The organism is Aliibacillus thermotolerans (assembly GCF_027853235.1).
Taxonomy (GTDB): Bacteria; Bacillota; Bacilli; order Bacillales; family Marinococcaceae; genus Aliibacillus; species Aliibacillus thermotolerans.
This window is the reverse complement of record NZ_WKJG01000108.1, coordinates 12879-32620: the sequence shown is the minus strand read 5'-3', so window position 1 is coordinate 32620 and position 19742 is coordinate 12879. Positions and strand designations below refer to the sequence as shown.

27 protein-coding genes and 1 tRNA gene are annotated in these 19742 nt (G+C 39.1%); 4 read left to right on the top strand and 24 right to left on the bottom strand.

The genetic code is table 11. From position 1 onward, the window contains the following. Positions 1 to 23 precede the first annotated feature (23 nt). Positions 24 to 194: a DUF2759 domain-containing protein gene (locus GJS40_RS14190; protein WP_270898502.1), complete on the top strand. Its 171-nt coding sequence runs from the start codon at positions 24 to 26 to the stop codon at positions 192 to 194. A 117-nt stretch (positions 195 to 311) separates the two neighbouring features. Here GJS40_RS14190 and GJS40_RS14185 read toward each other — a convergent pair whose 3' ends face one another. The 14 genes from GJS40_RS14185 to comGA form a co-directional block, all read right to left on the bottom strand. Beyond that, entirely contained in the window at positions 312 to 1106 is a 795-nt protein-coding gene (locus tag GJS40_RS14185; protein ID WP_270898501.1) for a YqhG family protein, read from the bottom strand. 4 nt (positions 1107 to 1110) lie between these two features. After that, positions 1111 to 2724, bottom strand: coding sequence for a DEAD/DEAH box helicase (locus tag GJS40_RS14180; RefSeq protein WP_270898500.1), 1614 nt, complete (start codon positions 2722 to 2724; stop codon positions 1111 to 1113). 619 nt (positions 2725 to 3343) lie between these two features. Continuing rightward, on the bottom strand, positions 3344 to 3718 hold the full coding sequence (locus GJS40_RS14175; RefSeq protein ID WP_270898499.1) for a rhodanese-like domain-containing protein: 375 nt from the start codon (positions 3716 to 3718) through the stop codon (positions 3344 to 3346). A gap of 150 nt (positions 3719 to 3868) precedes the next feature. Beyond that, positions 3869 to 4108 carry a DUF2626 domain-containing protein gene (locus tag GJS40_RS14170; RefSeq protein WP_270898498.1) on the bottom strand — a complete coding sequence of 80 codons (240 nt, stop codon included), beginning with the start codon at positions 4106 to 4108 and terminating at the stop codon, positions 3869 to 3871. Between the two features lie 174 nt (positions 4109 to 4282). Beyond that, on the bottom strand, positions 4283 to 4984 hold the full coding sequence (locus GJS40_RS14165; protein ID WP_270898497.1) for a helix-turn-helix transcriptional regulator: 702 nt from the start codon (positions 4982 to 4984) through the stop codon (positions 4283 to 4285). Positions 4985 to 5060: 76 nt separating this feature from the next. Then, on the bottom strand, positions 5061 to 5255 hold the full coding sequence (locus GJS40_RS14160) for a YqzE family protein (RefSeq protein WP_270898496.1): 195 nt from the start codon (positions 5253 to 5255) through the stop codon (positions 5061 to 5063). 1 nt (position 5256) lies between these two features. Beyond that, positions 5257 to 5646, bottom strand: a complete 390-nt coding sequence (gene comGG, locus GJS40_RS14155; protein ID WP_270898495.1) for a competence type IV pilus minor pilin ComGG — start codon at positions 5644 to 5646, stop codon at positions 5257 to 5259. Then, positions 5610 to 6125 carry a ComGF family competence protein gene (locus GJS40_RS14150; protein ID WP_270898494.1) on the bottom strand — a complete coding sequence of 172 codons (516 nt, stop codon included), beginning with the start codon at positions 6123 to 6125 and terminating at the stop codon, positions 5610 to 5612. Before GJS40_RS14150 ends, comGG begins: the two co-directional genes overlap by 37 nt. Beyond that, positions 6061 to 6390: a prepilin-type N-terminal cleavage/methylation domain-containing protein gene (locus tag GJS40_RS14145; RefSeq protein WP_270898493.1), complete on the bottom strand. Its 330-nt coding sequence runs from the start codon at positions 6388 to 6390 to the stop codon at positions 6061 to 6063. Before GJS40_RS14145 ends, GJS40_RS14150 begins: the two co-directional genes overlap by 65 nt. Continuing rightward, a complete protein-coding gene (gene comGD / locus GJS40_RS14140) occupies positions 6383 to 6769 on the bottom strand; it encodes a competence type IV pilus minor pilin ComGD (protein ID WP_270898492.1) in 387 nt (128 codons plus the stop codon). The genes GJS40_RS14145 and comGD overlap by 8 nt, the downstream gene beginning before the upstream one ends. 50 nt (positions 6770 to 6819) lie before the next feature. After that, on the bottom strand, positions 6820 to 7134 hold the full coding sequence (gene comGC, locus GJS40_RS14135) for a competence type IV pilus major pilin ComGC (protein ID WP_270898491.1): 315 nt from the start codon (positions 7132 to 7134) through the stop codon (positions 6820 to 6822). Next, positions 7109 to 7273 carry a hypothetical protein gene (locus tag GJS40_RS14130; RefSeq protein ID WP_270898490.1) on the bottom strand — a complete coding sequence of 55 codons (165 nt, stop codon included), beginning with the start codon at positions 7271 to 7273 and terminating at the stop codon, positions 7109 to 7111. The genes comGC and GJS40_RS14130 overlap by 26 nt, the downstream gene beginning before the upstream one ends. Before the next feature lie 12 nt (positions 7274 to 7285). After that, positions 7286 to 8314, bottom strand: a complete 1029-nt coding sequence (gene comGB, locus GJS40_RS14125) for a competence type IV pilus assembly protein ComGB (protein ID WP_270898489.1) — start codon at positions 8312 to 8314, stop codon at positions 7286 to 7288. Beyond that, the gene (comGA, locus tag GJS40_RS14120; RefSeq protein WP_270898488.1) at positions 8311 to 9363 is read right to left on the bottom strand and encodes a competence type IV pilus ATPase ComGA; all 1053 of its coding nucleotides are present in this window, start codon (positions 9361 to 9363) and stop codon (positions 8311 to 8313) included. The genes comGB and comGA overlap by 4 nt, the downstream gene beginning before the upstream one ends. 144 nt (positions 9364 to 9507) lie before the next feature. Here comGA and GJS40_RS14115 point away from each other — a divergent pair. Further along, a tRNA-Gln gene (locus GJS40_RS14115) sits at positions 9508 to 9583 on the top strand. Positions 9584 to 9939: 356 nt separating this feature from the next. Here the strand turns inward: GJS40_RS14115 and GJS40_RS14110 are convergent. The 10 genes from GJS40_RS14110 to rpmG all read right to left on the bottom strand — a co-directional run bounded on the left by GJS40_RS14110 (position 9940) and on the right by rpmG (position 18377). Continuing rightward, positions 9940 to 10248: an MTH1187 family thiamine-binding protein gene (locus GJS40_RS14110; RefSeq protein WP_270898487.1), complete on the bottom strand. Its 309-nt coding sequence runs from the start codon at positions 10246 to 10248 to the stop codon at positions 9940 to 9942. A 26-nt stretch (positions 10249 to 10274) separates the two neighbouring features. Continuing rightward, complete coding sequence (locus tag GJS40_RS14105; protein WP_270898486.1) at positions 10275 to 10865, bottom strand: hypothetical protein; 591 nt, start codon at positions 10863 to 10865, stop codon at positions 10275 to 10277. A gap of 83 nt (positions 10866 to 10948) precedes the next feature. Continuing rightward, positions 10949 to 12367: an aspartate ammonia-lyase gene (gene aspA / locus GJS40_RS14100; protein ID WP_270898485.1), complete on the bottom strand. Its 1419-nt coding sequence runs from the start codon at positions 12365 to 12367 to the stop codon at positions 10949 to 10951. 27 nt (positions 12368 to 12394) lie between these two features. Continuing rightward, entirely contained in the window at positions 12395 to 13291 is an 897-nt protein-coding gene (rocF, locus tag GJS40_RS14095; RefSeq protein WP_270898484.1) for an arginase, read from the bottom strand. After that, positions 13288 to 13500, bottom strand: a complete 213-nt coding sequence (locus GJS40_RS14090) for a YqgQ family protein (protein WP_270898483.1) — start codon at positions 13498 to 13500, stop codon at positions 13288 to 13290. The genes rocF and GJS40_RS14090 overlap by 4 nt, the downstream gene beginning before the upstream one ends. Before the next feature lie 20 nt (positions 13501 to 13520). Continuing rightward, on the bottom strand, positions 13521 to 14024 hold the full coding sequence (locus GJS40_RS14085; protein ID WP_270898482.1) for a hypothetical protein: 504 nt from the start codon (positions 14022 to 14024) through the stop codon (positions 13521 to 13523). 60 nt (positions 14025 to 14084) lie between these two features. Then, the gene (locus GJS40_RS14080) at positions 14085 to 15545 is read right to left on the bottom strand and encodes a spore germination protein (protein ID WP_377902102.1); all 1461 of its coding nucleotides are present in this window, start codon (positions 15543 to 15545) and stop codon (positions 14085 to 14087) included. Positions 15546 to 15630: 85 nt separating this feature from the next. Beyond that, a complete protein-coding gene (locus GJS40_RS14075; protein WP_270898480.1) occupies positions 15631 to 17175 on the bottom strand; it encodes a rhomboid family intramembrane serine protease in 1545 nt (514 codons plus the stop codon). 395 nt (positions 17176 to 17570) lie between these two features. Beyond that, entirely contained in the window at positions 17571 to 18164 is a 594-nt protein-coding gene (locus tag GJS40_RS14070) for a 5-formyltetrahydrofolate cyclo-ligase (protein WP_270898479.1), read from the bottom strand. A 63-nt stretch (positions 18165 to 18227) separates the two neighbouring features. Beyond that, positions 18228 to 18377, bottom strand: a complete 150-nt coding sequence (rpmG, locus tag GJS40_RS14065; RefSeq protein WP_270898478.1) for a 50S ribosomal protein L33 — start codon at positions 18375 to 18377, stop codon at positions 18228 to 18230. A 147-nt stretch (positions 18378 to 18524) separates the two neighbouring features. On the opposite strand from rpmG, the gene GJS40_RS14060 reads away from it, so the two are divergent. After that, complete coding sequence (locus tag GJS40_RS14060; RefSeq protein WP_270898477.1) at positions 18525 to 18863, top strand: hypothetical protein; 339 nt, start codon at positions 18525 to 18527, stop codon at positions 18861 to 18863. Beyond that, positions 18860 to 19306, top strand: coding sequence for an endolytic transglycosylase MltG (locus GJS40_RS14055; protein ID WP_270898476.1), 447 nt, complete (start codon positions 18860 to 18862; stop codon positions 19304 to 19306). Before GJS40_RS14060 ends, GJS40_RS14055 begins: the two co-directional genes overlap by 4 nt. The last annotated feature ends 436 nt before the right edge of the window (positions 19307 to 19742 follow it).

Sequence of the window (19742 nt, the reverse complement as noted above, 5' to 3'; positions counted from 1 at the left end):
ATACATAAAAGGGGGGAGTGCTCATGGCTGTAGGTGTAATCATGCTCGTCGTTGCAATATTAGCTGTCTTCGGCACTTTTCGCAGTTTAAAAGACAGAAACTTTTTAGCAGCAGCATTTGCTGGAATTTCTGTCCTCGTATTTGGTTGGTTCTCCATTATGACAATATTCGTAAGCGGAGCTCCTTCTATGTAGAAAAGCGAAAGCAATGGACAGTCACGGTCAAAAGAGAAGTCGATCTTTGACTTCTGACCTAACTAGATAACATAATAAACAAACTGTCCCTGTCTTTTTGTGAGTCAGGGACAGTTTTTATGAAGAAAAAGCAAAGTCTTGTAAGTAAAAGAGTCCGTAGTTCACAAGTGTCACTTGAATGTTAGGTTGGTACTGCGACATGATCGCTTTCTTTTCTTGTACATACTCTTCCTCAGAAAGAGAAGTCGCTTCATAGTATGCTTTTAACGTGTCCAATTCTTCTTCCATCCGTTTTTTTGCAACGGCTGCCCATTCATGCGTTTCCGATTGCAATTGCATCTCGAGGTGACGCTTTATCCGAGCGAGTCCACTTGCAGGCTTAATCAGTGACTTCATCGTAAAGGCATGAGGAGAAATGTCCTCACGCAAATTTTTTTCTTGTAATTGTTCCATCGCTTGGAGTACTATTTGTCCATGAATCAATTGGAGTCCATAAGAATACAAAACATCTTTTCGCTGATGCGAAAGGTAAGAGACCTTTACATTGGCAATGAGCCAAGGATAGAGTGCTGTCGGTTTTTGTTGCGGTAACGCCACTTGTTCATACAAACAAGTATAGATACCTGTATTTTTTGCTAATTGAAAAATTTGTTGCAAACGAGGAGAGCCAATGTGCAACCATTCACCTGTTTTTTCTTCCTGCTTGGCACTTGTCACAAATGAAAGAATCATCGGTTCCGGTGTTTGACCAATCTGTTTCATATATTGCCAATAAAATGGTCGGTTCATCAGCGCTTTATCCAAAGTTTCCGTTAAGCGAACTTCGAAGCCATCCTCATCTTCTTTTAAAATATCTGCTTGGTGCGAAGTAAAAAAACGTTTCGCAAATTGAACAATTCTTTGCTGTTCCATCTCTTTATTCTCTTCCCCCTTGTTCTAAGGCGTATGTCAACTGTTTCATTTTTAAGGCCATTTCTTTTTTTGAATGAGAAGTCTCTAGTACGTTATGGATGTATTTTTCCACAGACATCACTGAAGTAGAAGAAAGGATCGTATCCAATTGACCGATCACATTCTCAAATAATGCAATTTTTTCATACAACAAAGAAAGAATATGTTCTTCAATCGTTTCATTCACTGCAAAATGATAAATTTGGACGTCCTTTTTTTGCCCAAGCCGATGCAAGCGCCCAATTCTCTGTTCTAACCGCATTGGGTTCCAAGGTAAATCATAATTAATGATGATGTTACTAAATTGTAAGTTAATTCCTTCTCCTCCTGCTTCCGTTGCGATAAGCACTTTTGCTTTCGTTTGAAAAAGCTGTTGCATCCATTCTTTTTTACTTCTCTTAAATCCACCTCGAAAAGGAACAGAAGAAATGCCATGTTGAGCAAAGTACCATTGCAAATATAATTGGGTTGCTTTATATTCGGTAAATAACACAACTTTCTCTTCTTCACTCGTCGAAGCAATAATCTCTAATGCTTTTTCCGCTTTCGTGTTTTCTTTTACTTTTTCCACGGCAGAAATGATACGAGTAAACACATCTTCCGTGATAACATTTTCTTCGTATAAATTTTTCAACGTCAAATACACTGCTTCTTTACTGCTACACGCTTCTTTGAGTAATGTCGTCATCGTTAAACCTTTTAAAGTGGCATCTTCTTTTAAAGAAAAAAGAAGGTTGTATAATTCTCTTTCTTCTTTTGTAAAATCTAAATATATCGAAGAAACACGCCGTTTTGTCCATTGAAACCCCGTTTCTTCTCTGCGATGACGAACCATTACTTTCGCCACCATATGCTTTACTGCTTTTTCACCACCTTGTTCAAATAAAGTTCGGAATTCTTTATAACTTCCTAACAACCCCGGTTTCAGTAAATGTACGAGATGATACAATTCACCAGGATGATTTTGAACAGGGGTTGCGGTTAACATTAAACAAAATTTTCTTTCTAAAGAACGGGCAAATTGATAGTTTTTTGTTTTGGCATTTTTTAAACGATGGGCTTCATCAAAAATAATCATGTCATAAGATTGTTGTAAAACAATATCACGATGTGGGGGGCGTTTTGCTGTATCAATGGAGCCGACAACGATAGGATGCGCTTTCCATACGTAAGATTTTTTTTGTTCGACAGCTGGGATGTGAAATTTTTCATTTAGTTCCTTTACCCACTGCCTCACAAGGGTAGCAGGAACGAGAATTAACGCTTTGTTAACCAATCCGCGTACCATGTACTCTTTCAAAATAAGCCCTGCTTCAATGGTTTTTCCTAAACCGACTTCATCTGCCAATATCGCCTTCCCATCCATTTCTTCAATGACGCGTTTTGCTGTTCGTTCTTGATGAGGATATATGTCTAGTTGAGGGAGATGTTGTTTACAAAGTAATCCGTCAAAGGTGGGGATACTCGTCCAATTTGTCGCTTCATACGCAAGCTGGAACTGCTCCCATGTAGCTTGTTGTCTCTGGTCCTTTTTCCATGCCTCATTCCAGCTATCACTAAATTGAATATCTACTTCCATCGTATCTCCCCCTTCTCTACGTCCTTCACCATTAGTATGTATCCTTAACGCTTCTTGTTATGCATGAATCATCAAATTATCAATATAAAAAGGGATGGCCATCCATCCCCAAAATTCCACGTGTCAAAAGTAATATACGAGTTGCAAAATGATTCCGATGACTCCTACCAGGAGCCATATATAAACCCCGGGTCATATCGGTGGAAACTTATTTTCTTTCCGGGGTTTTTGATCGATTCCTCATGTACCTGTTTGACACGGATTTTTTTCTTTTTCTTTCATAACGCAACACCTGCTTTCGTTTTTATTTTCATCTTATACCCCTATATGTATAATGTCAAATCAAATGAAAGATGACCTCGAGCTTGAGGTCATCTTTTTGACTTATATTTCCTTCATCGTCCAGAATAGTAGTTGTAACCATTACCATCACACAGTTTTGGATTTCACCAATATCCATTTGCAAGCGGATTGAGCGGAAACATTCATCCGTTGTTGCACTGCGATGATATCCGATAAGAGACTTTTTCGGAGACAAAAACTCGTGACAATCTTTGTCGGGACTTTGCTTCTACCCGTACGAGCGCGATATGGGAACTCAAGGTCAAAAATCTGATTTTTATTTTTTAATTTTCCCTGTCCACTTTCTAAATCCTTTTTGTAAGTGGTAAATATCTTCTGTCCCTCGTTCTTTTTTTATGATACGAGCTGCTTGGCGACTGCGGTTACCTGATTGACAATATAAATAAACGGGCTGGTCTGTGCGAATTTCATTTACTCGCTGTTTTAATTGTGATAACGGAATGTTTCTCGCTCCGAGGATATGTCCCGTTTTATACTCTCTCGGTTCACGCACATCGATTAACTGTGCTTTTCGATATCCTTCTTTAAATTGTTCGTTCGTAAGATTTGTTAAGTAACGAGGGCCAACGGAACGGCGAATCATCCAAATAACGATAATGGCTAGTATGATCCCCCATAAGATCCAATCCATCATTCAACTCCCACTCCTTTAATCTTTGAAGCCTCTCTTTACATTATAATCCGCTTTATTTTGTGAGACAAAACATATACATCATTCTCAGATTGAAAAAAGAGCGGAAGGCTCCGCTCTTTTTTCTCGTATATGTAATTGTTTCGGCAATTAAGAGAAGGCTGGTTCCATCACGAACATGGTGTAGTAGGTAAATCCAGCAAAAAAGACTGTCAAGTAAGCTCCGAAAACATACATATACATGCGCTCCGATAACTTCATGTACCCAAGACCGACAAACATCACTGTTTGGGCAAAGAAGAGTACCGCCATGCTGAACATGTCCCCTACAAAAAATAAAATTGCGAAAATTGCAGTCCAGAAACCAAGCATACGATACATGCGATCCATTGTCTCCAACCCTCCTCTTCTCAATATGGAATGAAACATTTTTACAAACACTCTATTTCATCATAGCAAAAAAAGAATAATAATTCACCTTCGTCATGGACCGTGACGATTGTTTTTCTCTCATTATATCGGTGTTCAAAATAGTTGTAAATAATGTTCAAGAATTCTTCTCATTTAAATGATGGCAGTTGTATAGGAACAAAAAGAAAAGTCTCCCGAAGACATGAGCGTTTCTTCCTTAAGGGAAGCTTCCGGAAAAACTTTTTGAAACATCCCTTCTAACATCGCGTGGTGCATGCTGCATAAAAAATGACCATGTTCTTCTACCATTTCTTTGAACGGACAGTTATATATACGAAAATGAACGGTATCTTTGTTTTTTCCTAACGTTATTTCCGGATTTAAGCCTTGTTGCGTCGCTACCATTCGTAAGCATTCGATTTTCTCTTCTGTGCTTAGTTCATCTATATCTTGTTTTAATGAATATACGTGGCGTTCGAGGGCTTCTTTACCAAATTTTTTCCCTATGTTTTGTAATGCCCGTAATCCATCCTCACCAAACTGTAGAAGTGCTTCCATTGCCATCTTTGCCAACTGTTCATAATCCCGAAAAGGAAATTGGATTTGGACGACTTGGTCTGAAATGGTGTAGTACCGACTTGGGCGTCCACCTTTCCCACTTTTCTTCGTTTTTGACTTTAACATATCTACATCTTCTAATTTCGTCAAATGAAGACGTGCAACATTTGGATGAATATGAAAAGCATCCGCAATATCTTGAACAGTCACTTCCCGGTGACGTTTCGATATATATTGATAAATAGAAAACCGTGTCGGGTCCGAAAGCACACTCGTTAATTTTAATGTTTGTTCCAACTGGATACACCCTCCTTACTATTACTATTATAGTATAGGAGGAAGACATCTTGAATACCTTTGACTAAAATAACCATTAACGTTTTCTTTTCTGTATAAAAATATAAAGTGATAAAGGAATCATGCCAAACCATTTCACCCATTTATTTTCCTTCTTTTTGTCTATCTTGTCTGTTGATTTCGTCGTCAATCGTTTATCCATTGCTTGGACAAATTCTTCTGTTAAATATTTAACGAGTGGATGAGGTTCGATACGATCACATCCTTCCACATCATTCTTTTAACAGTGTTTCCTCTTCTTCATTTTCTATACTTTCTCTCATTACATCGACGTAAAAAGCATAGGTTCGCTGATGGCCTTCTGAATGGGTAGCTCGTAGCTGTACGATCAGTCTATCTTTGTTTTGATAGCGGCTTTGATACGTGACTTTTCCATTTGGATAATGAAAGACCCCTTCATCTTCTTCCATCCAGAGATCGCTTTTCGTTTCGATCCATTCTCTTTCTCCATTTCGCAAAAGCCAATCTAGCATGAGTACTTGTTCTTGATCGGCAACCTGTTGTTTTTCATTCATGTAAACGGTCACTTCAAAGATGATCATCGCAGAAAATAAAAAGTAAATGATTAACATGAGTGGCATGACAGCTCCTCTTTCACCCAAAACCTCTCCCCCTTTTCTAACGATGGCCGAAATCCTATCGGTTGTCGCCAAACAACGCCATGAACATCCGTTACGTATATATCCGCTCCATAAGATGTTTTCTTCCCTTGAAACTGTTTAATATTTTTTAGTGCAATTTCATGGCCTTCCCCATTTTTACGACGAATAACGTTATTACCAGACTGAAGAAACGTGTAGCGATTGCCGCTATCCTCGGTAATATCGATTCGGGCCTCCGTTACGTCGATTTTGTAGGCATGCATCATATCTTCTTTCACCAGTTGAAAAAACATTTGAATTTCTTGACGATTCGTGTTGTCTATTTGAAAAAAAGGAAGATACAACAAAAAGAGATGCGTACATACGAGGAGTATGAGAAAAGAGATTAAAACTTCAAATAATGTCATTCCTTTTTCATCGTTTCCATACGAAAAGACACGTTTCATATTGTCTTTTATTAGCCCCTCTCCAACGGACACATATGTCAACTCCTTCTTTTTTTACATTTTTGTGAAGGACATATTCCGTATCCATTTTTTCTATGTGAATTTTCTCTTCTTTCTTTTCGATTTCTCCTTGCAATGCCTCACGTTCCAACAGTTCATATGCTACGCGTGTTTCAGATAAAGTCTGTTTTTCTAAGAGAAGAGCCGAATAAATAGGGAGGAGGATCGTTGCAACAAAAGTTATCAAACTTAATGTTGCAACTGCTTCGATGAGAGTGAGTCCCTTTTCATTATTCAATGTAAAAACCTCCTCTACCAATGAGAAAAACTAATCGATATCTTTTCTTTGGTGTCTCAATATGAATCGTACCTGCTTTAGAGACATTTCCTTTTGAATTAAATCGTATCTCATTTGGACTCATAGTGAATGGATGAAATGCGACCGATTTCATGACAGGACGGGCAATTAACGGTTCCGTTCGGCCACTTGCCCGCACTTCATACTCGTTTCCACGAAAGCGAAAATAAACGACGGTCTCATGAGCGTAGGCATATTGTTGTGCAAAGCGAATATCTTCACTGAAAATATTTAAAAATTGATCAATCCTTGTTTTTTCGGAAAGAGAAGAGAAGGATAACATCGGCAGGAGCAGAAAAACAGAAAGAAGTAATAACACGAGGATCATTTCTATGAGAGTGTGCCCTTGAAGGTCTTTCCAAACATTTCTTATTCGGATGATTTCTTCACCCGACCATTCTCTAACATAAGAGGGGTATTGTCAGGACAAACAATGCGATCAACATACCCTTCTTCTTGTAATTGTTCTAAGGATGATGGTTTTTCTAGTTTCTCAACTTCATAAGCACCTACTTGTGCTTCCAAAAGTTGAATGGTTGCCTCGCATCCTTTGGATTGAGCAACATGGTTATTTTTCACCATGTTCGGAACTGCAATTAACAATAACACCGTAATAATTAATAAAACAATCATCATCTCAATCATCGTAAAACCTCGTTCATGAATAAAAATACTTTTCTTCATTCTCTTCTTCCTTTCTATTTTTGTTTTCCACCATTTGTAAGAAAGCTATAATGTCGACTTCTTTCGATTCTTCTAATTGAGAAAGTCGTTTCTCGATTTCATACAATTTTTCCATAAACGCATAGGAAATATTTTTCATGGTTGCCTCCTTTTACAGCGTTGTCATTAATTGAAACATCGGTAAAAATACAGACAGAAACATACTTAATACGAGGAGTCCAATGAAAGTAAACAAGGTCGGTTGCAATGTCAAAAGAAAGCGTTGGACTTTTTCTTCTAACGATGAAAAAACACGCTCACTATAATGGTACAAATCATCTCCCAATTTTCCTGCAGCTTGACCATGCTGAATGACATGTTTCATTTCGCGCCGATACCATTCCCTGTTATCCAATACTTCGTAAAGAGGGATCCCTTGTTCTAATTGGGCGCTAATCTCTTTTCCCTCTTCTTGAAAAAAAGGAAAATGATGTTGTGTTTTAAAAACAACAAAAGCTTTATAAATTGACAACCCTCCTTTTAACATACTGCTTAGTTGAATGGAAAAATAGTAAGTTAAAAACATGGAAATGAAAGTGGAAAGATACGGAAGTCGATATAACTTTTTCATTTGCTCGGATGCTGTATAATGACGAAAATGGTGAAAGTAGTAATAAAAAAGAACCAAAAACAGGGTAAATAAAACGATCATGATAAAAGGAGAATATCGGTACACTTGCAGCATGAACTTCGTGAAAAGAGGAATCTCTATATGCAAGGATGAAAATAATTCATGAAATTGTGGGAATAAAAATTGCAGCATGACGATGGAAACGAAGAGTAATATCCAAAGCAATATCATCGGATAACGTAGCATTCTTCGCAGTTGACGAAACATGATGATTCTTTTCATATACAACTGCCCAGCACCTTGGAGTCCGGTCGCTAATGAACCGTATTGTTCTGAAAAATAAATGTATGCACTCACATCTGCTGGAAATCGGTAGGTAGATAATACTTCGTGAAACTTTTTCCCTGAACGCAAATTTTCTTGCATGTTAGCGATCTTATTTTTCACTTCCTCCCGCTCTTCCCACGTAAATAACTGCAATGCTTCTTCTAACGGATAACCTTGTTCCAGCAATTCTCCAATTTTTAAAAGAAACTTTGCTTGTTCATCCTTTTTCCACTCTTTTCTCACGCTTCTTCCGCCCCTTTCCATACGGAAGGAGGAAATATACCAAGGGCCATTCCTTTTTTCAACTGGTCACGGGAAGAATAAGTGTAGCTCTTGTTTTTGTCCTTTTGTTTGCACAATCCTGCTTTTAATTGTTCATTTGCTAATATGTTAAAAACAGGGACACGGGAGCGATCATTCCAATGATTACAATAAGGAGAACAATAAGAGGGATAACAAAAGGGGCAAATGCGAGGAAGCAACCGTTGGGAGATAATCGCTAACAACGTCTCCTCAAGATCATTGCGGGAAAAACCAAAATCATAGAGACGTTCTAATGCACCAAAAGGAGATATGGCATGCATCGTGGTGCAAACTAAATGACCAGTAAGGGCGGCCCGTATTGCAATATGAGCAGTCGCTTTGTCACGGATTTCTCCGATCATTAATACGTCTGGATCATGTCTTAAAGCGGAACGAAGCATTTCTTCATAAGTGACTTTTGCCGTTACATTCACTTCGGACTGAATAAAAGCGTCATTTCTCATTTCAATCGGATCTTCTACACTGATGACGCGAGAATGTTTCGCCATTTCACTCATGAAAGCATACAACGTCGTCGTTTTACCTGAACCGGTAGGTCCTACTAAAAGAATGATTCCACCAGGTTGATGAATTAGGGAATGAAAAAAATGTTGCAGAGGGGGAAAAAAAGATAATGTCGCTAATGTAATTCTTTGTTGTTGAGGTAAAAGACGGACAGATAAACTTTCATGGTAAAGAGAAGGGATGGTAGAAAAGCGGAGGTTGATAGGATACTTTTCCGTTTCGATTTGTAAAGAGCCGTCTTGAGGACGTCTTTCTTCTCCGATATCCATTCCTGCTCGGTACTTGAAGTGAGCAATGAGCCGGGTTGCTTCTTTTTGCTGGAGCGTTGCCATTTCGTATAATTTCCCGTGAATGCGATACATGAGCGCTGTAGAAGATTCTTTCGGATGGAAATGGATATCTGTAGCATGTAAAGCGAGGGCACGTTCAATTAACATCTTACTTTCTTTTTCAACATTTTTCACTCTCGTTAACACCTTCCTTTCTTTTATTCCATCGTTCGATTATTCTATTCTACCTCTATGTCTATTTTCCTTCTTTTTTGCAAAATTTTTTTGGAAAAAGAATAAAATTGCTCCAAATTGTCTAGGCTAAGGGATAGCAATCGTTGGGATGTAGCCAAGTGGTAAGGCAACGGACTTTGACTCCGTCATTTCGCAGGTTCGAACCCTGCCATCCCAGCCAATAAAAAAATCTTGAAGAGGCTGTCTAATAAGTCCTGAAAAATAAATCGAGCGTTCCTTTCAACAATCATTTAGCGCTGAAACGATGTCATACATCGTGCATGGATTGCTTTCATCAGACATTTTTGAATGAAACAGTATTATGAGCCATTCATGGCTTGCTTCCATTAGCTATTTTTATATGAAACGATAGCATGACTATCCATGATTTACTTCCATCAACAATTTGGTGTTGGAAACATGCCATGATTCGACCAAGAGGCGTTTCCAGAAGCAATTTTTGATGAAGCGGTAACAAAAAAATGTCCAAAAATCACCAATCATGACTTTTTGGACAGCTCCCTTAAGATCATTCAGTCACGCCATTTTTTTCTTTGCGGAAGCTAATTTTTCTTGTATCGATTGTTCTTTGCCATCTCTTCGATCATCTATGCGAATGTTCGTAGCAACACGTTTTGCTCCTTGCTGGAAAGGCAATTCATGGATTTCTTTTACAATCGCAAAAATATCATCTAAATCTCCTTCCATCAAAGTACTCATGGCTGTTTGTTCATAGCGTATCTTGCCTTCATATTTTTCGAGCATGTTCCAAATGGCAGCTACTTCCTCACTCATACTGGTGGAAGCAGTTCCAAGTGGGGTAACCGTCAAATCAATCATCGCCATTCTCATTTTCCTCCTTTATAGTGCGTTTAGAAATCTTCGAACCGTTCCATCACCCAAAAAAACGATTCATTCCCCTTATCTATACCCTGAAATTCTCTTTCAAAAAACCTCGGATCTTTGGAGACGAGTCCATCATGATGTTCCCACGTATGTAAATAACTAATAATGGCACGTTTCGGAGAAATATCACTGCGAATGGCAATGTGAACTGTACCACTTTCACCAATGACTTTATTTTCCTCTAAGTCGTTAGGAAAAGAAAACAAAACACCACTACCGACCAATTCCCCTTCCCGAATTTGCTGTTCGTGATTCACTTCTAATTCATATACTTCGTACTGTTCGGCAGGAATTAGATGTCCATTGGCATCAAGTAAACTTACCCCTATGTAGTCTTCTCCTCTTACTCCATCGGATGGTAAATGCCCCCAACTCCAAGTTGCTTCTAACGAAAAAATATCTCCTGTTTTCGACGTATGTATATTCCAACTTACTTCCTCTTTTAACGTTTCATTTGTCACTGAATCTGCTTGTAGTAAATAGACGCCACCTAATACCGTTAAAAATACAACTACAATGAGCGGTAATATGACAACGAGTCGGTTCCCCGAAAACATGTTACTTCTCCCTTTCATACTCCTTTTCAATCAAGCTACTTATATAAAGAAAGTAAACCTGGTTTTCCAACAGAAAACCAGGCTTACTCTCCATAAATAAATCTAGCCCCAGCGATTCCCGGATTGGTCATTTCTTTTGGATCTAAAATTTCATCTAATTCTTCTTTTGTTAAAATACCCCGTTCTAAACAAATCTCACGCACACTTCGCCCCGTATCAATGGCCTCTTTTGCTATTCTAGCTGCTTGTTCATAACCGACATGTGGATTAATGGCAGTAATAATTCCGACGCTGTTTTCAACCAATTCACGCGAACGAACCACATTTGCGGTAATTCCTTTAATGGCAAGCTCTCTAAAGACATCTAAACCATTTGCTAGAATGGATAAAGATTGCAATAAATTAAAAACAAGGACAGGCTCCATGACGTTTAATTCAAATTGTCCCGCTTCCGACGCCAAACTAATTGTTTGATCATTGCCAATAACTTGGAAAGAGATTTGGTTCATGACTTCACACATCACAGGATTTACTTTCCCGGGCATAATGGAGGAACCAGGTTGACGAGCCGGTAAATTAATTTCATTCAGCCCAGTCCGCGGACCTGAACTCATCAAACGTAAATCGTTTGCTATTTTTGATAAGTTGATTGCGTGTACTTTCAAAGCGGAAGATAATTCTGTATAAGCATCTGTATTTTGAGTGGCATCCACAAAGTCCTCTGCCTTTTTGAGAGGTAATTTTGTCAGCTCTCTTAAATATTCCGCTACTTTATCAATGTATTCTGGCTTTGCGTTTAAGCCGGTTCCAACCGCGGTTGCACCCATATTGATGGAATATAGTTCTTTTAACGCTCGTTCTATTCGTTTTAAATCCCGTTGTAATACCCTGCGGTAAGCGCCAAATTCTTGACCGAGACGAATGGGAACTGCATCTTGCAAATGGGTTCTGCCCATTTTAAGGACATCATCGAATTCTTTTTCTTTCTCTTCTAATGCCTGTAATAATTTGCTTAGTGAAGTCGTAAGTCTTTTGGCGAGATAAAGTGATGCAATATGAATGGAAGTCGGGAAGGCATCATTGGTCGATTGTGCCATATTGACATGAGTGTTCGGACTCACCATCGTGTAATCGCCTTTTTTTCCGCCTAATAATTCAATGGCACGATTTGCAATCACTTCATTGGCATTCATATTAAAAGACGTTCCGGCGCCGCCTTGAATGGCATCAACAATAAACTGATCGTTGAACTTCCCATCTATCACTTCATCAGCAGCTTGAATAATCGCATTCGCTAACTTTTTTGGCAGTACCCCGACATCTCGATTGGCCATTGCAGCTGCTTTTTTTACATATCCAACCGCTTTTATTAACTCCGGATGGGGAGGATACCCTGTAATAGGAAAGTTTTCTTTCGCTCGAATCGTTTGTATGCCATAATACACTTCTTGTGGTACTTCTTTTTCTCCTAAAAAGTCTCTTTCTATGCGAAATTCCGTCATGAGTAAATCTTCTCCTTCATCTCGAAGTTACAACAATTTTTCTCCTAATAAAGAACTAATTAAATCGACTGTTTTTTCAGCCGTTTTATTTCTTTCATCTAAAATAGGGTTCACTTCAACAAACTCTGCTGACGTGATGATGTTTTCCCGATGTAAGAGTTCCACGGCGATTAAACTTTCCCGGTACGTCAGTCCACCGTTCACAGGGGTGCCAACTCCCGGAGCTTCATCAGGATCAAGACTATCCAAATCAAAGCTTAAATGCACCCCATCACAATGTTTTAAGTAGTCAACGGTTTGTTTCATCACTTCCGGCATGCCTAAAAGATCGATTTCATGCATAGTAAAGACTTTGATGCGATGCTTTTTTAAAAACATTTTTTCTCCCGGGTCTAATTCCCTTGTCGCAATTAATACGACGTCTTCCGGTCGAACTTTCGCACTTGTTCCATAAATGGAAGTTAACCCTTGATCTCCATAACCTAGCGAAATCGCTAAAGGCATCCCGTGAATATTACCAGATGGCGATGTCTCCTTCGTATTGACATCCCCATGAGCATCAAGCCAAATCACTCCGAGCCGTTGAAAATGAGAGGCTGCACCTGCGATTGTACCAATCGCAATGCTGTGATCGCCACCGAGAACAAGTGGAAAACGTTTGTTTTGAAAAATGGAAGAAACTTGATGCGCCAACTTCTCATTCACTTGTTTAACGGCTTGATAATGGTGGTAATCAGGTTGTTGTTTTTGAAGCAATCTTGAATTTTTTTCTATCGGTAAATCACCTAAGTCTTCTACTTCATAACCAATCTCTTCTAATCTTTCTAACACTCCTGCATAGCGAATGGCGCTCGGTCCCATATCCACCCCGCGTCTCATTTGCCCAAGGTCCATTGGTACTCCAATCATCGACAGCTGTTTCATCCTAATCCCTCACTTGACTTCTGTAACTTTCGACGTTCACGACGGATGACGAAAAGTGCTTCCATATATTTTTCTTTCTCAAGTATACCGTACTCGTATGCTTCTTTTAACTCAGATTCCAAAATATCCAAATCCAATGCACGATCTTTCGTATACACAATCATGCGAAATTGAAGCAACCATTTTCTAATGCTTTCAATAGAATCCATTTCTTTCACCACATCTGTTATTATAGCAAGAAAAGAACGGAAAAGAAAAGCAAGGTGATGAAAGGAAGAAAGGAAAGAAATCGATATTTTCGCACCGTTCGTTCCAGCTGTCCTTGGACCATATTCCCAATTACAAAACTGAGCAGAAAAACAATAAAATAGGAGATAAAACCGACGATAGATTGAGTTACCTGTCCGACATGCCATCCTATAAAGAGAAATATGAATGAAAGCCCAAGCCACAACGAATGACTATCGCGATGAAAATAGCCTTGTAACGGGGTGTAGCAATAAAAAGCAAAAGCGATAAAAACGCCCGCCATGATCACCCGTATCCACGCAATCGCCACGGTATTATCCACTACAAACCACGAAAGATTCGTTAAGAGAACCCCAACAAACATGCAAAGGAGCAGTAAAATAGAAATAGAAAAAAATAACCGCCTTTGTTCAAAAAAAGAATACACTGATAGGCCGCCTATGACCATTCCAATGATAAGGACATCTCCCATTGCTATAAGCATAACTTCCTCCTCATTTCATCTATTGCTAGAAACTTATGATGAAAAGAGGAGAGACATACTTCAAGTTTTCTTCCTATCTTTTAGGCGGAGTGCAGCAGGACGTCTCTCTTGTAGCGGAATTGGTTTCCGTTTGAAAATATCTCCAAGGGAAAGGTAAGAAAAAGGAAGAAACGGCCAAACGTACGGTACTCCTAATGGACGTAAACGAATGAGATGGAGCACCCACACGACAACAGCGCCAAAAAACCCAAGAAGCCCCCACCATGCGGTCGTTAATAAAAAGATTACTCGCCATAAACGATTCGCTAAGCTGAATTCATAACTCGGAGTTGCAAAGGTACCGATAGCAACCACCGCTAAATATAAAACAACTTCCGAAGAAAAGAGACCTACTTGGATAGCAATTTCCCCAATCAAAATCGCAGCCACAAGTCCCAATGCGGTTGCTAACGAAGAAGGGGTGTGAATAGCCGCCATTCTTAACATTTCAATTCCTATTTCAGCAATCATAAATTGTGCTAATAAAGGAACTTGTCCAGACTCTTGAGCCCCAATGTATTGTAAATAATGAGGAGGTTCTACCCCTTTCGATGCAAATAAAAACCAGATTGGCAATAAAAATAAGGAGGCAAAGACAGCGATATGACGGACGAAGCGATGCATCGTACCAATCATCGGTTTTTGGCGATATTCTTCCGCATGTTGCAAATGATGCCAAAAAGTAACTGGGGCAATGATCACAGAAGGAGAGCCATCAACAAAAAGCAAGATATGACCTTCCAATAAATGAGTCGCTGCCGTATCCGGTCGCTCTGTATAGCGCACAAGAGGATATGCATTCCAATAATGTTTAAATAAATATTCTTCGATCGTTTTGTCTGCCATCGGTAGCCCATCGACAACTATCTCTTCCAAGCGAGTCTTTAATTTTTGCACCATCTGTTCATTCGCGATATCTTCCATATAACTTATACATATATCTGTTTTCGACCGTTTCCCTACTGACACGTACTCCATGATTAAGTGGCGATCACGAATGCGTCTTCTCATTAACGCTGTGTTAAACACAATCGTTTCCACGAACCCATCTTTTGCTCCTCGAACGACTTGTTCCGTTTCTGGTTCGTCGAGACTTCGTACCGGATATTCCCTTACATCCAACAAAATTACACGATCAATGCCGTCAATAAACAATGCCACCGGGCCGCTTAATATTTGATCAATAATATCGTCAAAATCGTCACTCGTATCAATCTCCACATAGGGAATATACGTTCGTAACAGTTGTGTAAATAAATCGACGTCTTTTAACTGTTCCGGCTCTATCCGTGTCAGCGTTTGTTGAATACGCGTTAACGCATCATCTTTTACAAAACCGTCAACCATGTAAAAGGACATGTCCGTACCAGCATAAAAAACATGACGTTCAAGAATATCAAAATTTTTATCTATCCGAAGTTCTTTCTGTAAATATTTACGATTTTTCTCAATTCGCAAATCGACTTGTGCCACTTTCACCACCTCTTCTTTTCAGCGTTTCCCAAAAAGAAGAAAACATGTATCCCCCTGGCATAAAAAAAGGAAAGCTCCTTTCAGCCTTCCTTTTTTATCTTTCTTTTAATATTTCTTCAATTTTCTCCACCTCTAATTCTTGCCGTAAGTGTGGAGGAGAAGTGGTTTTAAACTGCTCAAATGCTTCCTTTGCTTCTTCATAACGATTTGTTTCGATATAAACAATCGTTAAATTGTAGTATACTTCTGCAAAAGAATCATCAAGTTGAATCGCTTTCTCATACAAAGGAATGGCTTCCTCTTCCTTTCCTCGTTCCACTAGAATATTTCCTTTCAAAAAATAAGCATGAGCATTTTCTTCTTCCGCTAACACATTCTCCAAGACTTGTTCCGCTCGTTCTAACTCCCCATTTTCCAAATAAGATTGCGCAATTTGTACATCTAACAATGGAGAAGATACTTTATTGTCATTGACCATCCCATATCCAAAAAGTAACATCGTCATTCCCGATGTTGCAAGAAACACTCCCGCTTGTCGCCATTTCATTTTTTGTTTAGGTAAATGCAAAAAAGCAGAAGCTAAAAAACCACCAACTAAACCGCCGATATGGGCGCCGTTATCGACGGCAGGCACAACGAAACCAAACACTAGGTTAATACCTAAAATCATAAGGACATTGAAGCCCATCGTACGAAAAAACAATTGTCGGTGAATCAATCCAAAATATAAAAGAGCACCGAAACAACCGAAAATAGCACCAGATGCTCCCGCCGAAACTTGTTCGTTAAAAGCAAAACTGGCAAGAGAACCAAATAAGCCGGCAACGAAATAAATGACAATAAATCGTATGGTGCCGTACATTCTTTCGACAGCACTTCCTAAATAAAAAAGCGCTAAGGAGTTCATAAATAAATGCAAAAAGCCGATATGAAGAAACATGGCAGAGAAGAAACGCCACCATTCTCCCTGTTCTATCGCTGGATTATATTTTGCACCGAATTCAATTAACGTAAGCAGATTTGTACTGCCTCCGCGCTGTTCAACGAGGAAATACATGAGGATAATCGCACCGAGCAACACGTAAGTAAAGCGAGGTTTTCCGTGCATCAAAATCGTCTTCGCTTTATTTTCCCATTCTTTTTGTTTATTTAGAACTATGCCCCGGTAACGGGATGCGTATTCCCGATGTTCTTCCTCAGACAAATGTTCCGGTATTGCTTCCCACGCTTCATCAATTCCTAATGCATCATACACATCGACAGGATGATCCGCCACCATCCGCGCTCCATCGTCTGCAATAAAAAAAGTGCGGACGTTTTTTTCCTCGTTTCTATCCGACAAGCGTTCGTTTAAATCAACCGGTGGATACGTAGATACGTACACATTATAAAATGTTGGATTTCTTGCAGGGAGCAGCCTTTTTATTCGTTGGAACATGAATTGTGCTTGCTCTTCGTCATCTTTCACCTTACTCACCCAATCGTATTCTACCCGAGCAAAACGAACAACGTGCTTTTGTTTTCCATTTGAATATTCCAACCATACTTGCTTTTTATCCGGAGACATATCGATGATGCGTAAACCGTGCGTTATCGTTAAATGATAAATCATTTTCCAAAACAAGTGGTTCGCGATCACAAACGGTCATCCTTTCCCAAAAAGATCCGATTCCCTTCCCGCAGACGGACTGTTTCAAGAATGTTTTTCGTTCCTCATTATACCAATCCCGCGCACGTATATCGAATGTTTCAAGAAAAAAAGAAGTTGTCGAATAACAAGCAACTTCTTTTCCTTTCTTTATGTGGATAGGGAAGTATAAAATGGCGCTAACATTTTCCTTCTCAATATCGGGATACGAAGCATCAACGCAATGACTGTTCGGCGAATAGGCGGACAAAGAATCGCCAACCGAACGAATCGAACCCTTAGAAAGAACAACATCATCAGAACAAGACAAAGACCTATAAACCAATTCCATCTTCTCATTGCCATCGATCCTTTTTTACTGTTATGTTTCTCCCGGTCTATTTTTCTTATACATGACGAGTGTCGTTCTCTCTGTAACGAATTCCTTCTTCGGTAATAAGTGCGTCCAATGGAATATCATGGGGTTCTGTTGGTAAATGATCCACCAGTTGAAAATCCAAAGCCAAGCCGCAGAGAAATATATGCTTCCCTTGTAAAAAACGATCGTAAAACCCTCCACCGAATCCGAGCCGAAACAATTGTTGGTCAAAAGCAAGTCCCGGAACAATCATTAACTCCAACCGCTCTGGTGGAACGGGAGAACAAAGCGAAGGATCTGGTTCATAAATATCGGCAAATTGCTGTTTCGTTTCTCTAAAAGAACGAATCTTGTAAAAATGTAAATGATGTTGCTTAGGCTCGACTTTCGGGACTGCAATCCACTTACCTTCTTCCCATCCTTTTTCAATAATAGGTGTTGAATTAATTTCAAAAGCAGTCGAAATCGTCGTCGCAACGACTTTCGCTTGTTGCCAATAAGACCAAGAAAACAAGTGGGTATAAAGGCGTTCACTTTTTGCTTGAAGAATCGATGGATCGGTTGTTTGAAAAATTTGTTGAATTCGTTTTCTCAACTCTTTTTTTTCTTTGGCAATGCTCACCCGATGACCTCCTGACACCGTACAAAAAAACAAAAAGCAGCGGAGAACGACCTCCCTGCTTTTTTATTTTGTCTCCCGATGTAACGTATGTCTTTTCAATCGTGGACAATATTTTCTTAATTCGATACGCTCAGGATTCGTACGTTTATTTTTCGTTGTAATATAGTTACGATCTCCTGTTTCCGTACAAGCTAACGTTACTTGCACACGCATGAGAATCCCTCCCTGTCATCTATTCATACTTTTTAATCTTAGCAAATGGGTCTTCCCCAAGCAAGGATTTTTTCCGAAAAAGTCAGATTCTCACATCGTTGAGAAAGATGTATAATATGGAAGAGAAATGAAAGTGAGGGTAAAAACATGGAATGGTTGATTATCGCTTTATTCACTGCCAGTTTCATTCTATTTCTTCTCTCCTTTATCATAAAAGACAAGGCGCAAGAACGCACAGAAACAGTGGAAGAATTGTCTTTAAAAGTAATGGGAGAGATGTATCAATTAAAGAAACGAGTAAAATTGTTAGAAGAAGAGCTTCTTTCCGTTTCCCCTTCTCCCTTGTCAACAAAAGAGTTAGAAATGGAAGCGTACGACTTTTACCAACAAAACCTATCGATGGAAGATATCGCGCAAAGAATGGGATTACATACCAATGAAGTCGAGCAACTCTTAAAAAAATATACAAAGGGGAATAGCCAATGAATCGGTCAACAATGCGATCGTTTTCCTTTGGATTGTTTCTCGCGACCTCATTCTTTGCAAGTTTTTATTATTTTATCGAAACAGATGCTGAAGTGGAACAGAAGAACGAACAGTACGCCACACTAACGAAAGAAGAAATGATTACATCCCTTGAACAAGAAGGCTACTTTATTCTTACCGAAGCAGAAAAGAAAGCCATTGAAGAAGAATCCGCTAAAGATAGCAATGCTTCCACTACCCGCGCCATTTTACATATTGAAGAAGGAATGTCAAGTGATGAAGTCATTCAGCAATTAGCAAGATTACAAATGATTGAGGACGAAGAAGCTTTTCAAACAATGTTAGCAGAAAAAAATGCCAGCACGATGTTACAAACTGGCTACTATGAATTACATAGTGAAATGGATATGGAGAAAATCATTGAAACAATAACAAATAAATAATGAAATAGAACATAAGTAGTACAAACGAAGACATGGTTTGTACTACTATTTTTTTATATTAGAAAGGGGAAGAGAATCCAAATAATCACGTAGTTCCATTAATGTCTACCCTTATTTTAAAAAAATCTGTGATCTATGGTGTTTTTATACACGTTTGCGCTAAACACTTCTTGGCATCGATTCACAATCAGTTTTAGACTGAAGAGACGTCATGAATTTGCATGAGATGTTGCAATTTGGTGTTAAAAGGTTGCCATGACTCGTCATGGCTTCCTTTCAACAATCACTTAGCGCTGAAACGGTGCCATGATCCATTCATAGCTTGTTTCCACAATTTATTTTTGAATGAAACGGTGCCATGAGCGATTCATGACTTGCTTCCATTAACTATTTTTATATGAAACGATGGCATGACCTATCCATGGCTTGTTTTCAT

Bases quoted from the DNA above. Each gene is read 5' to 3' on its own strand.
- GJS40_RS14190 (WP_270898502.1), top strand. From the start codon at position 24: ATGGCTGTAGGTGTAATCATGCTCGTCGTTGCAATATTAGCTGTCTTC.
- GJS40_RS14185 (WP_270898501.1), bottom strand. From the start codon at position 1,106: ATGGAACAGCAAAGAATTGTTCAATTTGCGAAACGTTTTTTTACTTCG.
- GJS40_RS14180 (WP_270898500.1), bottom strand. From the start codon at position 2,724: ATGGAAGTAGATATTCAATTTAGTGATAGCTGGAATGAGGCATGGAAA.
- GJS40_RS14175 (WP_270898499.1), bottom strand. From the start codon at position 3,718: ATGGATTGGATCTTATGGGGGATCATACTAGCCATTATCGTTATTTGG.
- GJS40_RS14170 (WP_270898498.1), bottom strand. From the start codon at position 4,108: ATGGATCGCATGTATCGTATGCTTGGTTTCTGGACTGCAATTTTCGCA.
- comGC (WP_270898491.1), bottom strand. From the start codon at position 7,134: ATGAAGAAAAGTATTTTTATTCATGAACGAGGTTTTACGATGATTGAG.
- GJS40_RS14130 (WP_270898490.1), bottom strand. From the start codon at position 7,273: ATGAAAAATATTTCCTATGCGTTTATGGAAAAATTGTATGAAATCGAG.
- GJS40_RS14110 (WP_270898487.1), bottom strand. From the start codon at position 10,248: ATGGCGATGATTGATTTGACGGTTACCCCACTTGGAACTGCTTCCACC.
- GJS40_RS14105 (WP_270898486.1), bottom strand. From the start codon at position 10,865: ATGTTTTCGGGGAACCGACTCGTTGTCATATTACCGCTCATTGTAGTT.
- aspA (WP_270898485.1), bottom strand. From the start codon at position 12,367: ATGACGGAATTTCGCATAGAAAGAGACTTTTTAGGAGAAAAAGAAGTA.
- rocF (WP_270898484.1), bottom strand. From the start codon at position 13,291: ATGAAACAGCTGTCGATGATTGGAGTACCAATGGACCTTGGGCAAATG.
- GJS40_RS14090 (WP_270898483.1), bottom strand. From the start codon at position 13,500: ATGGATTCTATTGAAAGCATTAGAAAATGGTTGCTTCAATTTCGCATG.
- GJS40_RS14085 (WP_270898482.1), bottom strand. From the start codon at position 14,024: ATGCTTATAGCAATGGGAGATGTCCTTATCATTGGAATGGTCATAGGC.
- rpmG (WP_270898478.1), bottom strand. From the start codon at position 18,377: ATGCGTGTGCAAGTAACGTTAGCTTGTACGGAAACAGGAGATCGTAAC.
- GJS40_RS14060 (WP_270898477.1), top strand. From the start codon at position 18,525: ATGGAATGGTTGATTATCGCTTTATTCACTGCCAGTTTCATTCTATTT.
- GJS40_RS14055 (WP_270898476.1), top strand. From the start codon at position 18,860: ATGAATCGGTCAACAATGCGATCGTTTTCCTTTGGATTGTTTCTCGCG.